At 37.2% G+C, this 14612-nt stretch carries 14 protein-coding genes; 13 read left to right on the top strand and 1 reads right to left on the bottom strand.

Annotation, left to right across the window (positions count from 1 at the left end; translation table 11 throughout):
- The first annotated feature begins 4 nt into the window (after positions 1-4).
- The 5 genes from BN3326_RS05745 to BN3326_RS05725 all read left to right on the top strand — a co-directional run bounded on the left by BN3326_RS05745 (position 5) and on the right by BN3326_RS05725 (position 3738).
- A complete protein-coding gene (locus tag BN3326_RS05745; protein WP_069998140.1) occupies positions 5-619 on the top strand; it encodes a histidine phosphatase family protein in 615 nt (204 codons plus the stop codon).
- Positions 620-699: 80 nt separating this feature from the next.
- On the top strand, positions 700-1665 hold the full coding sequence (gene hemB / locus BN3326_RS05740; RefSeq protein WP_069998139.1) for a porphobilinogen synthase: 966 nt from the start codon (positions 700-702) through the stop codon (positions 1663-1665).
- 14 nt (positions 1666-1679) lie between these two features.
- Positions 1680-2306, top strand: coding sequence for a precorrin-2 dehydrogenase/sirohydrochlorin ferrochelatase family protein (locus BN3326_RS05735; protein WP_141722851.1), 627 nt, complete (start codon positions 1680-1682; stop codon positions 2304-2306).
- Between the two features lie 19 nt (positions 2307-2325).
- On the top strand, positions 2326-2928 hold the full coding sequence (locus BN3326_RS05730; protein ID WP_069998137.1) for a hypothetical protein: 603 nt from the start codon (positions 2326-2328) through the stop codon (positions 2926-2928).
- A 3-nt stretch (positions 2929-2931) separates the two neighbouring features.
- Positions 2932-3738: a Cof-type HAD-IIB family hydrolase gene (locus BN3326_RS05725; protein ID WP_069998136.1), complete on the top strand. Its 807-nt coding sequence runs from the start codon at positions 2932-2934 to the stop codon at positions 3736-3738.
- 49 nt (positions 3739-3787) lie between these two features.
- On the opposite strand, the gene BN3326_RS05720 is transcribed toward BN3326_RS05725, so the two are convergent.
- Entirely contained in the window at positions 3788-4939 is a 1152-nt protein-coding gene (locus BN3326_RS05720; RefSeq protein WP_069998135.1) for a dicarboxylate/amino acid:cation symporter, read from the bottom strand.
- A gap of 274 nt (positions 4940-5213) precedes the next feature.
- On the opposite strand from BN3326_RS05720, the gene BN3326_RS21930 reads away from it, so the two are divergent.
- From BN3326_RS21930 to BN3326_RS05685, 8 genes are all read left to right on the top strand, one after another.
- Positions 5214-5390 (top strand): hypothetical protein, encoded by a 177-nt coding sequence (locus BN3326_RS21930; RefSeq protein WP_171903771.1) that lies wholly within the window; start codon positions 5214-5216, stop codon positions 5388-5390.
- Between the two features lie 57 nt (positions 5391-5447).
- Complete coding sequence (locus BN3326_RS05715; protein WP_330389628.1) at positions 5448-6371, top strand: aspartate carbamoyltransferase catalytic subunit; 924 nt, start codon at positions 5448-5450, stop codon at positions 6369-6371.
- On the top strand, positions 6371-7642 hold the full coding sequence (locus BN3326_RS05710) for a dihydroorotase (RefSeq protein WP_069998133.1): 1272 nt from the start codon (positions 6371-6373) through the stop codon (positions 7640-7642). Before BN3326_RS05715 ends, BN3326_RS05710 begins: the two co-directional genes overlap by 1 nt.
- A gap of 94 nt (positions 7643-7736) precedes the next feature.
- On the top strand, positions 7737-8651 hold the full coding sequence (pyrF, locus tag BN3326_RS05705; protein WP_069998132.1) for an orotidine-5'-phosphate decarboxylase: 915 nt from the start codon (positions 7737-7739) through the stop codon (positions 8649-8651).
- Positions 8651-9712 carry a carbamoyl phosphate synthase small subunit gene (locus BN3326_RS05700; RefSeq protein WP_069998131.1) on the top strand — a complete coding sequence of 354 codons (1062 nt, stop codon included), beginning with the start codon at positions 8651-8653 and terminating at the stop codon, positions 9710-9712. Before pyrF ends, BN3326_RS05700 begins: the two co-directional genes overlap by 1 nt.
- A complete protein-coding gene (gene carB, locus BN3326_RS05695; protein WP_069998130.1) occupies positions 9712-12933 on the top strand; it encodes a carbamoyl-phosphate synthase large subunit in 3222 nt (1073 codons plus the stop codon). Before BN3326_RS05700 ends, carB begins: the two co-directional genes overlap by 1 nt.
- The gene (locus BN3326_RS05690; RefSeq protein ID WP_069998129.1) at positions 12926-13693 is read left to right on the top strand and encodes a dihydroorotate dehydrogenase electron transfer subunit; all 768 of its coding nucleotides are present in this window, start codon (positions 12926-12928) and stop codon (positions 13691-13693) included. The genes carB and BN3326_RS05690 overlap by 8 nt, the downstream gene beginning before the upstream one ends.
- Positions 13686-14591, top strand: coding sequence for a dihydroorotate dehydrogenase (locus tag BN3326_RS05685; RefSeq protein WP_330389625.1), 906 nt, complete (start codon positions 13686-13688; stop codon positions 14589-14591). Before BN3326_RS05690 ends, BN3326_RS05685 begins: the two co-directional genes overlap by 8 nt.
- The last annotated feature ends 21 nt before the right edge of the window (positions 14592-14612 follow it).

The raw sequence follows: 14612 nt of genomic DNA, 5'->3' as shown, positions 1-14612 counted from the left end.
GCAGATGCTAAAACTAATTTTAGTGAGACATGCTACAACCAAAGCCAATGAACATAAAGTGTTTTCGGGTTTTTATGAAAGTGAAATCGGTCAAAAAGGCATTAAGGAAATAGAGGTGTTAACAAAAAAAATTGAGGATTACACAATTGATACTATTTATGCAAGTCCTTCAACGCGCACTATAAAAACAGTACAAGCTATTGCCAATAAGTACAATAAGGAGATATATCTTGAAAAAGATTTAAGAGAGATTTGCTTCGGTGATTTTGAAGGTTTAGGTTTAAAGGAAGTTGAAGCTAAATATCCAGAAGAAATCTCTAAGATGATTGAACTTGGGGATGATTATAGCTATCCAGCGGGAGAGAGTCTTATACAGTCATACAAAAGAACTGCTAAATGGGTGGATCAGATGAAGCAGATACATAACAATCAAACGGTACTTGTATGTGCCCATGCAGGAACGATTCGTAATATTTTATCTCATTTAATCTGTCAGAGCCCTAAGCTTCATTGGCATTTTAAAATAGATAATGCATCACTTACAATTGTTACAATAGACAATGACTTTGCGGTAGTGGAAGCGCTAAATAATACCTCTTTTATCAATAATATGGTATAATTGTGGGATGAGTTAAAAATACACAATAAAAAAATGCTTTGATTAAAATATAGACAATAGAGAGAAAAGAGATGAAAATTATGAATAAGAGGCCAAGAAGATTAAGATACAATCCACTTGTAAGGGAACTTGTCAGGGAAACTACATTGGAGGTTTCTGATCTTATCTATCCACTTTTTATTATAGAAGGCAGTGATGTTAAAGAGGAGATTAGTTCTTTAAAAGGTGTTTATAGATTTTCAATTGATAGATTAGAAGGAGAAATACATGAAATTATTCAGTTAGGTATTAAATATGTACTTCTTTTTGGGATACCAGATACTAAAGATAACAAGGGCAGTGAGGCATATAGTGAAAATGGGATTGTCCAAAAAGCTATTAAAAAAATAAAAAATATTACAGATAAACTGTATGTAATTACGGATGTATGTATGTGCGAGTATACTACACATGGACACTGCGGTATTTTAAATGAAGTGGGGTATGTAGACAATGAAAAATCTCTATACTATTTAGGGCAGGTTGCATTAAGTCACGCAAAAGCCGGAGCAGATATGATTGCACCATCAGACATGATGGATGGAAGGGTAGGATATATGCGAGGGGAGCTGGATGAAGCAGGGTATACACATATTCCTATTATGAGCTATAGCGCAAAATATGCTTCTAGTTTTTATGGTCCTTTCAGGGAAGCCGCAGGTTCAGCACCTGCTTTTGGAGATCGTAAATCTTATCAAATGGACTATGCAAATAGTGATGAAGCTTTAAGAGAAGTTGCATTAGATATTGAAGAAGGCGCAGATATTGTCATGGTGAAGCCGGCATTAGCTTACTTAGATATCATAAGAAGAGTAAAAGATTCTTTTAATGTCCCTGTTGCTGCTTATAATGTAAGCGGTGAGTATGCAATGCTTAAGATGGCTGTTGAACAAGGTTTATTAGATAAAAAGGCTGTTATAGAAACACTTTTAGGTATTAAACGTGCAGGTGCGGATATTATTATTACGTATTTTGCAAAAGATGTTGCAAAAATGCTTAAAGATTAATCACTTGTTGATATTTGAAGTATAAAAAGACAGGAGAACTAATGATGTACTATCCTATTATGCTTGATTTAACGGATAAAAAGATAACGGTCATAGGGGGCGGAAGGGTTGCCTATAGAAAAGCAACTCATTTTTTAACTTTTAATGGACAGGTAACAGTAGTAAGTAAAAAGTTTGTTAAATCTTTTGAAGATAGCAAAGGAAATATTCAGCTTATTCAGGATAGTTATCGTGAGACTTATTTAGAAAAGAGTTATATTGTAGTAGCAGCAACTGATGATAAAGCATTGAATGCACAAATAGGAGACTATTGTCAGAAGCATCAGATACTGTGCAATGTGGTTTCAAATCCTAGTTTATCAAGTTTTATTATGCCCAGCTTTATTAAAAGAGGAGATCTTATTATAAGTATATCTACTGGGGGCAATAGTCCAGCATTAGCACGTAGAATAAAACGGGAATTAGAAGGTAAATACAATGAGGATTATGAAGTATATGTTAAACTTTTGGGCCAGATAAGGGAGCACATAGTATGCCAAGCGTTGGATGAGGCAGAAAAAGCTACCCTCTTAAACAGCCTTTTGGATATGAATAGAAAAGGACTTCAGTTCTATCTTGAGCAGTTAGAAAGTATGAAATAAGGATAAAAGGAGATCAAAGATGGGTTTTTTTAAAGTTACAGTGGGGGTAATGGGATCATCAAAGTCTGCAAGAGCAATCGCTGAGGTGCAAAATCTAAAAATAAGAAACTTAAAAACTTTGGTGATAAAACCAGAATTAGATACAAGGGATGGGGGGTATATATGCAGCAGACTCATCAAAGATCAGGTAAAAGCAGATATTCTGCTTAAACCAGAAGAGTGTTTAGATATTAATGATATTATTTTTAATAATTACGATTACATAGTTGTAGATGAATTTCATATGCTTAGTGAGCAGCAGATCAATGAGCTTTATAAGTTAAGTGCAGTATGTACCGCCAATGTCAGTATGTATGGACTTCGAATGTCTTGGAAAGGAACACCTTTTCCAAGTGCAGCCTTAGCACTTGCTTATGCAGATGAAATAGAAATTATACGTATGGTAGATAAAGATCAAAATACACTTAATCATCATATTAAATATACTAACGGCGTGCCAAGCCAGCTTGCAAGTGACGAAGAATCTATTGTTGTTGGTGACTTAGATAAGACAAGTTATACGACTGTATCTAAACTTGATTTTTATAAGATTTATAAAATGCTAGGACAAGTTGAGGAATAACATATGGATAAGAAGTTTGAGGGCTATTTATTGGTTACGGATATGGATGGTACGTTGCTTAATGACAAGGGAAAAATATCAAAAGTTAATAGAGAGGCTATTGCCTATTTTATAAACGAGGGAGGTCGTTTTACGATTGCAACAGGGCGGATGACCCCCTCTGCTAGAAATGTTGTCTACCCTTTAAACATTAATTTTCCGGCTATCCTTTATAATGGCTGTAAAATTTATGATTATACACAAGATAAAACGCTTTATCAATCTTTTTTGGAAGAAGATAGAAAAAGTATTATAGAAGTGCTAAAAAAAGAAGAAACTTATTTAGGCATAGAGATTTATTGCGAGGATAATGTCTACATTTATAAACCTTGTAGATATTCATATAGGTTTTCCAGACAAGGCTATGATGTCATTTATCAGATTAAATCAGAGCTTTGGGACAAAAAATGGACAAAAGTCCTATTAATAGGCGAAGAGCAAGAAATAGATTACCTAGAGAGTATTTTTTATAAGAGATATGATCAAGGGCTTATTATAAGGAGCGGGGCGAGGTATTTAGAGATAACGCCTCAGTACAGTACAAAAGGTGCGGCGCTTAATTATCTAATGGATTTGTATCATATCGATCCATCAAAAGTAATAGCTGTAGGGGATAATATGAACGATATTGATCTTTTAGAGAATGCAGCTTATGGGTTTTGTGTAGCGAATGGTGCAAAGAGGCTAGTTGATAAAGCAAGATATTTTGCACCTAGTAATAATGAAGATGCGATCGCTTATGTGATAAGATGGATAGAGCATATTGTTTAAAATGAAAAGAACGCCTGTTTGCATTAAGATTAGACAGACGTTCTTTTTATTACGATGTTTTTCTAGCTAATTTATTTACAATTAAAGCAATAGCACCATCGCCTGTAACATTTGCAGCCGTACCAAAGCTATCCTGGGCAACATAAAGTGCCATCATGAGTGCAAGTTGGGCATCTGTAAAGCCTAACATGGTTTCTAATAGTCCTAAAGCAGCCATAATAGCTCCACCAGGCACACCGGGTGCTGCTACCATTGTTATACCCAACATTAAGATAAACGGCATTATTTGTGTAAAGTTGAAGGTAGCTCCTTCTAGCGCCATTACAGCAGTAGCACAAATTGTTAAGGTGATAGTACTTCCTGCTAGATGAATGGTTGCACATAATGGCACTGCAAAATCCGCCACTTCATCTGATACCCCATTGGTTTTAGTAGTTCGTACTGTAACCGGTATGGTAGCTGCAGAAGATTGGGTACCAATCGCTGTAAAATAAGCAGGGAGCATATTTTTAATGGCTAAGAAAGGATTGAGCTTAGTGATGCTTCCCGCCACTAAATATTGAAGTATAATATAGCAGATATGAATGATAACGACTAAGACGAATACTCTGCCAAACACCGATAAAGTCCTTGTAACTTCACCCGTATAGGCCATCTTGGCAAAAAGTCCTGCGATGTATATCGGCAGTATTGGAATGATTATATTTTCGATGACTTTTTTAATAATTTCTTGAAACTCATTCATAAAATTAAACATTGTTTTACCTTTAATCGCGGCCATTCCTAAGCCAAATAAGAATGCTGTTATTAAAGCAGTCATAACGCTCATAATTGCTGGCATTTGGATTTCAAAATAAGGTGCGATTTTCATACCTTCACCCGAAACATCACTGCTTGCTGTTATAATGCTTGGTAATATGAGTGTAGCGGTTAAAAAAGCGATAGTACCCGCTATAATAGTAGACAAATAGGCAATGCCCGCAGTATATCCCAGAAGCTTTCCGGCTTTCCCGCCGAGTTCTGCAATACCTGGGGCTACAAAACCAATAATAATTAAGGGAATGATATAGCCTAAGAAATTTCCAAATATACCACTAAAAGTAACTAAAATACGTGTTAAAAACTCAACACCGGTGCTGCCAATTAAAATACCGGCTATAATACCAATAATCAGCCTTGGCAATAAACCAAATCTTTTCATCTGTTTTCCTCCATTTTATAAATTTATCATATTTTGCAAACAGGGCAAGAATATCTTATAATTATACAAGATATTATGTCCATAAGGTACATTAAATATAAATAATATATAAAAAATTTTATAAATAGTTTATTCGTACTTATTTAAAATTTTTGCAACATAACATATAAGAAGATATTGACACTGCATAGTATCTATGTTACTATATGATACAGAAAAATGAATATAATATTGCCTTTAAGTTTGGTCCAGAGAGGCCAAAAAGGAGATCATGATGAAACCATTAAACACTCAAAAAGTTAGTAGTGAGGATTTAGTTGCATACAATAAAGTAGTACAATTAAATAATAAAATGACAGATACATACTTTTTTTCTATAAGTATAAGTGTCTTCACTTATGTTTTCCAAAAATTAGTATCTTCTGTAAGGGACAAGGCAATGAAAAGATAATTATCTTTTTATTGCCTTTTATTTTGTTAAAAATCACTTTTAAAGGATGGTGCTGTGATGCTTTGTCAAAAAGACTTGCTAGGAATAAGAGATTTGGAAATTTCTAAAATAATGTCTATTATAGAACTCGCAAAGGACATGAAACCAATCGTTTTAGGTAAGGAAGAAAAAAAGAATCTATTGAAAAATAAGAGTATTGTTACTTTGTTTTATGAAAATAGTACGAGGACAAGATTGGCTTTTGCAATGGCAGGCACATATCTTGGTGCAAATGTTACAGACCTTGGGATCGCTTCAAGTAGTGTACAAAAAGGTGAGACACTCGCTGATACAGGTATTACGCTGGATCGAATGGGGATAGACTATATGATTATAAGACACAGTATGAGCGGCGCCAGCCATTTACTTGCAAAGAATGTGAAAGCTTCTGTTATTAACGCTGGGGATGGGGCTAATGAGCATCCTACACAGGCACTTCTGGATCTTTATACTATTTATGAAAAAAAAGGTGGATTTAAAGATTTAAAAGTAACAATAGTTGGTGATATAGCCCATAGCAGAGTCGCAAGATCCAATGTATTTGGACTTATAAAATTAGGCGCCAAGGTCACACTTGCAGGTTCAGGAACGCTTATTGCAAAGAGTATGGAAGCACTTGGTTGTGAGGTAACAACCAATATCAAAAATGCAGTAAAAGACGCTGATGTGGTCATGGGCCTTCGTATTCAGCTTGAGAGACAAAAAGGCGGACTTTTTCCAAACCTTAGAGAATATAGTCAGCTTTATGGACTAGACCAAGAAATGTTTTCTTATGCGAGTAAGGAGGCTGTGCTGATGCATCCAGCGCCAGTTAACAGAGGTGTTGAACTTATGCCAGAGCTTTTAGACAGCAGCGTTTCGGTAATAGATGAGCAAGTTACAAATGGTGTAGCAGTAAGGATGGCAATTTTAGCTTTACTAGATGAAGGGAGAATGAAATAATGAAACTTTGTATCCAAGATGGTTTACTTATTAATCCAAAAACAGACACCCAAGAAATTACAGATATCTGGATTGAAGATGGTAAAATTATAGAAATTGGTAAAAATAATCATCATATAGCAGACCAAACAATTCATGCAGCAGGCAAATGGGTTGTACCTGGACTTATAGATCTGCATGTACACTTTAGAGAACCAGGATTTGAACATAAAGAAGATATTAAAAGTGGTTGTGAGGCTGCTGCAAAAGGAGGCTTTACAACAGTATGCTGTATGCCAAATACAAGTCCGGTTATAGATAATGAATGTATCGTAGAATATATTAAAACGATGGCCGCTAAGGCAAATGGTGTTAATGTTCTACCGGTAGGTGCAATTACTAAAGGGCAAGAGGGCGAAACACTGGCAAACATCGGAAAAATGGCAGAACATGGCATTTGTGCTGTCAGTGAAGATGGCAAGACAGTTATGGATGCAGGGCTTATGAAGAAAGCCATGCAATATGTAAAACCTTTTAATATCCCGATTTTTTCCCATACAGAAGATCATAGTTTGGCTGGCGGGAGTATGAATGCAGGAGAAAATGCACAAGTTTTTGGTATTAAAGGAATTCCAAGAGAAGCGGAAGAAGTGATTGTTGCAAGAGATATTATTTTGGCAAAGTACACAGGGGCAAAGCTTCATCTGTCACATATGAGTACAAAAGGAAGTATTGAACTGATTCGTATGGCTAAGATGCAAGGGATAGCTATTACAGCAGAAACAGCCCCGCATTATTTCACCCTTGATGATGGCCTTCTAGGTGATTATGATACAAATAAAAAAATGAATCCGCCACTTAGAACAAAAGAAGATGTAAAAGCTATGACAATAGCCCTTAAAGAAGGTATAATAGATGTAATCGCCACTGACCATGCGCCGCACCACTATGATGAAAAAAACGTAGAGTTTGACAAGGCACCATTTGGTATTGTTGGTTTAGAAACAAGCTTTGCAGTCAGTTATACCGCTTTAGTTAAGGCAGGGATACTTACCCCTTTAGAACTTATTGATAAAATGAGTACCAAACCAGCAGAAATACTCGGATTAGATAAAGGAAGTGTAGAAATCGGTAAAACGGCAGATATTACAATTATCGATACGACTGCAAACTACACAATTGATCCAAATACTTTTGTAAGTAAGGGGAAAAACACACCATTTACAGGAATGCAAGTTTCGGGAGAAGTAGTTTATACGTTAGTAAATGGTAAAATAATTTATCAAAAATAAGTTAAACTCGATTAGAATAATTATTAAATATATTGCATAAACATGCAAAAAAAGTTACAATAAGACTGTAAGCGTAGAATAAAGGAGAAAAGTGATGATAGATCGATTAATAACTCAAATAAATGCAACTCAAAATCCTACTGTTGTGGGCCTCGATCCCACTTATGCAATGATTCCTTCTTTTATTAAAGAGGAAATGCTGGAAAGCTATGGAAAAACACCAAAAGCAGTTGCTGAAATGTTTATAAAGTTTAATAAAAGTATTCTAGATGAAGTGTCTGAGTTGATCCCTGCTGTAAAACCTCAAGTTGCTATGTATGAGCAATATGGTTTAGAAGGACTTAGAGCTTATATAGAAACGATAGCCTATGCAAAAGCTAAAGGACTTGTAGTAATAGGGGATGTCAAAAGAGGTGATATTGCCTCAACAGCGGCTGCTTATGCTGCACATATTGCGGGTGTAGAAATAGAGGGAATTCATATGGATCTTTGGCAAGAAGATGCTGTTACGCTTAATCCCTATATGGGTTTTGATGGTATATCACCTTTTATTGAAGCATGTAATAAATACGACAGAGGACTTTTTATACTTGTTAAGACCAGTAATCCAAGCGGCGTAGAACTTCAAGATTTATTAGTAGAGGGCATTCCAGTTTATGATAAGACGGCAGATCTTGTAAGCAAGTGGGGCGAGCTGGCTATGGGAGAACTAGGCTATAGTAAAATAGGTGCTGTAGTAGGCGCAACTTATAAAGAGCAAGGGATAGAACTAAGAAAAAGAATGCCACATACCTTTTTCTTAGTACCAGGCTATGGGGCGCAAGGCGGTAAGGCTGAAGATCTAAAAGAATATTTTGGTAAAAACGGTACAGGTATTATTGTAAACTCTTCAAGAGGGATTATTGCAGCATACCAGGGTAATAAAAGCGTATCGGAAAAAGATTTTGCTATCGCCTCAAAAGAGGCAGTTATAGCGATGAGAGATGACCTACAAGGAGTGATGAGCTGATGAAAGCACAACTTATATTAGAAAACGGTATGGTTTTTGAAGGCAAAGCCTTCGGTTATTTAAAAGAAACAATAGGCGAAGTCGTATTTAATACGGGTATGACAGGCTACCAGGAAATACTCACAGATCCCTCTTATTATGGGCAAATGGTAGTTATGACTTATCCGCTTGTGGGTAATTATGGTGTTAACCTTGAAGATATGGAGAGCTATAAAGCTCATGTAAGAGCTTTTATTGTAAGAGAAAAATGTGATTTTCCAAACAACTTTAGATGTGAACTCACATTAGATGGGTATCTTAAGTCACAAAAAGTTATAGGACTTGAAGGTATTGATACAAGAGCTCTGACAAAAGTTATCAGAGAGCATGGTACGATGCGTGCAATCATTGCTGTTAGAGAGCTTACACCAAGTCAAATTAAACTTAAAATAGATGCGTTTAACAATCAAACAGCAGTATCAGAGGTAACAACTAAAGAGAAATATGAAGTTAAAGGAAATGGTCCGCATATCGCTTTTATTGACTGCGGAACAAAGCAAAATATCATCCGTTCTTTTGGGGAAAGAGGCTGCAGGATCAGTGTATTCCCAGCTACGGCTACAGCTGATGAAATACTTAGTATAAATCCAGATGGTGTTTTCATATCTAATGGGCCTGCTGATCCTAAGGATGTACCAGAAACGGTAGAGGCAGTTAAACAAATCGTAGGGAAAAAGCCAATTACAGCAATATGCTTAGGTCACCAGCTGCTTTCACTGGCACTTGGCGGAGATACGATGAAGCTTAAATTTGGTCACCACGGCTGTAATCATCCAGTTAAAGACTTTGTGACAAATCGCGTGTATATTACTTCACAAAATCATAACTATGTGGTAGAGACACTGCCAGAAGGCGCAAAGGTAACCCATACTAATCTGAATGACCAAACAGTAGAAGGAATGTATTTTGAAGATCTTGATATTTATAGTGTGCAGTTTCACCCAGAAGCATGCCCCGGCCCGACAGACACAGCCCACATATTCGATGAATTCATCCAAGTAATGCAAGGAGGTAAACTATAATGCCAAGAGATATGCGTATAAAAAAAGTATTGGTAATAGGCTCAGGGCCTATTGTTATCGGTCAAGCTGCAGAGTTTGATTATTCAGGCACACAAGCTTGTCAGGCAATAAAAGAAGAAGGAATAGAAGTTGTACTTATCAATAGTAATCCAGCTACTATTATGACTGATCGTGAGGTAGCAGATAAAATATATATTGAACCGCTTACAGTAGACTTTATAGAAAAAGTTATTATAAAAGAAAAACCAGATAGTCTTCTTGCAGGAGTCGGCGGACAGACAGCACTTAATCTAGCCGTTGAGCTGCATGATAAAGGCATTCTTGAGAAATACAATGTAAGAGTTATAGGGTCACAAATATCTGCTATCAAAGAAGGCGAAGACAGAGAAAGCTTCAGAGCTTTAATGAATCGTATTAATCAGCCCGTTATTGAAAGCAAAACAGTAGAGACAGTTGAAGATGCTGTTGCCTATGCAAGAAAAATTGGTTACCCCGTTGTTGTTAGACCTGCTTATACCCTAGGTGGAGCAGGCGGCGGGATCACTGAGACAGAAGAAGAGCTTAGAGAAATTGCGGCAAGCGGCATTCACCTTTCCCGTGTCAACCAAGTACTTATTGAAAAATGTATTAAAGGCTGGAAAGAAGTGGAATACGAAGTAATGAGAGATCAGTATGGCACTGCAATCTCAGTATGTAATATGGAAAACATTGACCCTGTTGGGATCCATACAGGAGATAGTATTGTAGTAGCCCCTTCACAAACACTCTCAGATAAAGAATATCAAATGCTAAGACGTGCATCTTTAGATATTATCTCAGCCTGCGATATAAGAGGCGGATGTAATGTACAGATAGCACTCAATCCAGATAGTTTTGAATATGCCATTATTGAAATCAACCCACGTGTAAGCCGCTCCTCAGCCCTTGCTTCAAAAGCAACAGGGTACCCAATTGCTCGTGTGTCAGCTAAAATTGCGCTAGGTTATGGGCTTGATGAAATACCGAATACCGTAACAGGCAAAACCTATGCATGCTTTGAGCCAACCCTTGATTATGTTGTTGTCAAGATTCCTAAATGGCCATTTGATAAATTCTATACTGCAAAACGTACACTCGGTACAAAGATGATGGCAACAGGAGAAATTATGGCCATCGGCAATAGTTTTGAGAGTGCTTTCCTTAAAGGGCTTCGCTCGCTCGAAATCGGTCAATTTAGCTTTAAGCACAAAAAACTTCAGGAATGCTCACTTGATGAACTTAAAGAAAAAGTGGTTATAGCAGATGATGAGAGGATTTTTGCTTTAGCTGAAATGCTGCGCAGACATTACAGAGAAGAGCAAGTTTGTAAAATAACAGGTATGGATATCTTCTTTGTAAAAAAATTCAAATGGATTGTAGAACAAGAAGAGCTACTTTCTGAAATGAACTATGATGAGCTTACACCGAGTTACTTAAGAAAACTCAAAAGACGCGGATTTTCAGACAAAGCTATAGCTGAGCTTATAAATGTCACAGAAGATGATATTAGAGACTTGCGTTTTAAGTGGGATATCGTTCCGGTCTATAAAATGGTTGATACCTGCGGGGGCGAGTTTGAAGCAGAGTCGCCTTACTACTACTCAACGTATGATAAAACAGATGAGGTTGAAGTATCAGATAAAGAAAAGGTTATGGTTATAGGTTCAGGACCTATCCGAATCGGCCAGGGGATTGAGTTTGATTACTGCTCAGTTCATGCGATTATGGCACTTAGAAAAAGAGGGATTGAAACGATCATTGTCAATAACAATCCAGAAACTGTAAGTACGGACTTTAATATTTCAGATAAGCTCTATTTTGAACCACTTACAGACGAAGATTTTTATCATATTTACCTTAAAGAAAAACCAATGGGTGTGATCTTGCAGTTTGGCGGACAAACAGCGATTAAATTGGCTAAATTCTGCGAGAAAATGAATATACCTGTTCTTGGAACGCAGCCTAAGCAAGTAGATGCCGCAGAAGATAGAGAAAAATTTGATGAGGTACTAGAAAAACTTAACATTAAAAGACCTAAAGGCAAAGCCATATGGTCTATGGATGAGGGGCTTAAAATAGCCCTAGAACTTGAATACCCGGTTCTTGTTAGACCATCCTACGTACTTGGCGGTCAAGGCATGGAGATTACTTATGAAGAGGCACAGCTTAGAAGATATCTTGAAAATGCATTTGACAGAGATCCAGATAATCCAGTACTGATAGACAGATACCTGATGGGCCGCGAAATAGAAGTTGATGCCCTATGCGATGGTGATGAGATTCTTATACCAGGGATTATGGAACATTTAGAAAGAGCAGGAATTCACTCTGGAGATAGTACGAGTATTTATCCAAGTGTTAATATTCCTGAGCACATTAAAGAAAAAATTATTATTTGCACAAAGCAGATAGCAAAAGAACTTCAAGTACTGGGGATGATTAACATTCAGTACATTGAATACAAAAATGATCTTTATATTATCGAAGTTAATCCGCGTTCAAGCCGTACAGTACCTTATATCTCAAAGGTAACCAATGTGCCGATTATAGATCTTGCGGTTCGTGCAATGATGGGCGAAAAATTAGTTGATATGGGTTACGGCACAGGGCTTTATCCAGAACCTCAAAACTTTTATGCTGTAAAGGTACCTGTATTTTCAACAGAAAAGCTTCCAAGAGTAGAAGTGAGCCTTGGGCCAGAAATGAAATCTACCGGAGAAGTATTAGGTGTGGGCGTTACTGTAGAAGAAGCCTTGTATAAAGGGTTTATTGCAGCAGGTAAAAGCCTTCCAAGACAAGGAGGTACCATTTTTGCAAGTGTGCAGAAGTATGATCAAGATGAATTTGTAGAGCTGGCTAAACGTTTTGCAAAATTAGGCTACAACTTTGTGGCAACCGAAGGCACTGCAAAAAAACTACAAGCAAGTGGCATTGAATCAAGGGTAGTACAAAAACTCTCAGAAGGCAGTGAGGAAATTTTAGAAGTTATAAGAAGCGGAGAAGTTAACATGGTAGTTAATACAGCTACAAAAGGTAATGACTCTAGACGTGATGGTTTTAAAATAAGAAGAGCTGCAATCGAAGCGTCGCTTCAAATACTCACATCACTTGATACACTTGGTGCAATGGCATCTATAGTTGAAAAACAAATTAGAACAAAGGATACTGATATCTACGATATGGGAGTAGGATCACATGTGTAAAAAAATAGTAGAAGGCAGAGTGCTTCAAAATATAGAGATAGCTACAGATGTTTATCGTATGGTTATAGAAAATAAAGAAGTAGCTACCTTAGCCCAATGCGGGCAGTTTGTAAATCTTTATCCAGATGGCAAGCATACGCTGCTGCCTAGACCTATTAGTATTTGTGAAGTAGTTAGAGATACCATTACCCTAGTATATGGTGTAGTCGGTGCAGGAACAAGAGAATTTGCAGACTATAAAGTTGGAAAAGTTATCAAGCTGAGTACAGCTGTAGGGACCGGATTTAAACCGCAGGACACAGAACTTGCAGTTCTAGTAGGAGGAGGGATTGGCGTCCCTCCACTAGTAGAACTCGCTAAGCAGCTGACCTGTCCTAAAGTAGCGGTTATAGGATTTAGAGATGAACCTTTCTTAAAAACTGAGCTCGAGAAAGCTGGTGCTAAAGTTTATGTTGCGACAGACAACGGTAAGGAAGGCTTTAAGGGCAACGTTATTGATCTTATTAAAAAAGAAGGTATACAAGGCGACTATTTCTATAGCTGCGGACCTAAGGTGATGTTAAAAGCCCTAGCAGATTACTGTAGTGAGCGCGCTATTCCCATACAAGTTTCATTAGAAGAACGTATGGGCTGTGGATACGGCGCTTGTGTAGGCTGTGTGTGCAAGATTAAAGAAGATAATCAGTTAGGATATGAACATAAAAAAGTATGTAAAGATGGACCAGTCTTTTTAGGAAGCGAGGTGATCTGGCATGATTGATTTAAGCGTTAATTTAGCAGGTGTTGTATTAAAAAATCCAATCACCACAGCTTCAGGCACCTTTTCAGCAGCTGAAAGCGGGGCGTTTTACGACCTAGCTGAACTTGGAGCGATGATTACAAAAGGGGTGGCCAATATACCTTGGGATGGTAATAATACCCCTCGTATTGCAGAAACTTATGGCGGTATGCTTAATTCAGTAGGGCTTCAAAATCCAGGTATAGACTATTTTATAGCCCATGAATTGCCTTATCTTAAGCAATTTGATACGAAGGTAATTGTTAATGTGGCAGGACGCAGTATAGAGGATTATTGTGAGGTAGCAGAAAAACTCAGTGAAACATGTGTTGATATGCTTGAGATTAATATCTCTTGTCCCAATGTTAAACAAGGTGGCATAGGATTTGGCACTCAGAGTGAAATGGCAGCTAAGGTGACACAGGAAGTAAGAAAAGTATCTAAAAAGCCTATTATCATTAAGTTAACACCAAACGTTACCAATATTGCAGAAATTGCAAAAGCTGTAGAAGCTGAAGGGGCAGATGCCGTATCGCTTATCAATACGTTATTAGGTATGAAGATAGATGTGCATAAGGGAAAAACTGTGCTTTTTAACAAAATGGGTGGTCTTTCAGGCCCAGCTATTAAGCCAGTGGCTATCAGAATGGTTTATCAAGTAAGAAGAGCAATTAACATACCTATTATAGGTCTTGGAGGCATTATGACAGGCGAAGATGTAGCTGAGTTTATTATGGCAGGCGCAGATGCCGTATCGGTCGGAACAGCAGCTTTTGCAAATCCTACAGCACCTGTAGATATTAAAAATGAACTTGTACAATACATGGAGAGACACAATTTTAGAAATATTCAGGATATTAGAGACGCGTTTACAGATTAACAAACTACTAAGTAAAAAACA

This window comes from Cellulosilyticum sp. I15G10I2, from assembly GCF_900095725.1.
GTDB lineage: Bacteria > Bacillota > Clostridia > Lachnospirales > Cellulosilyticaceae > FMMP01.
The sequence above is the reverse complement of the archived record's forward strand: the minus strand, read 5'-3'. Positions and strand labels throughout refer to the sequence as shown.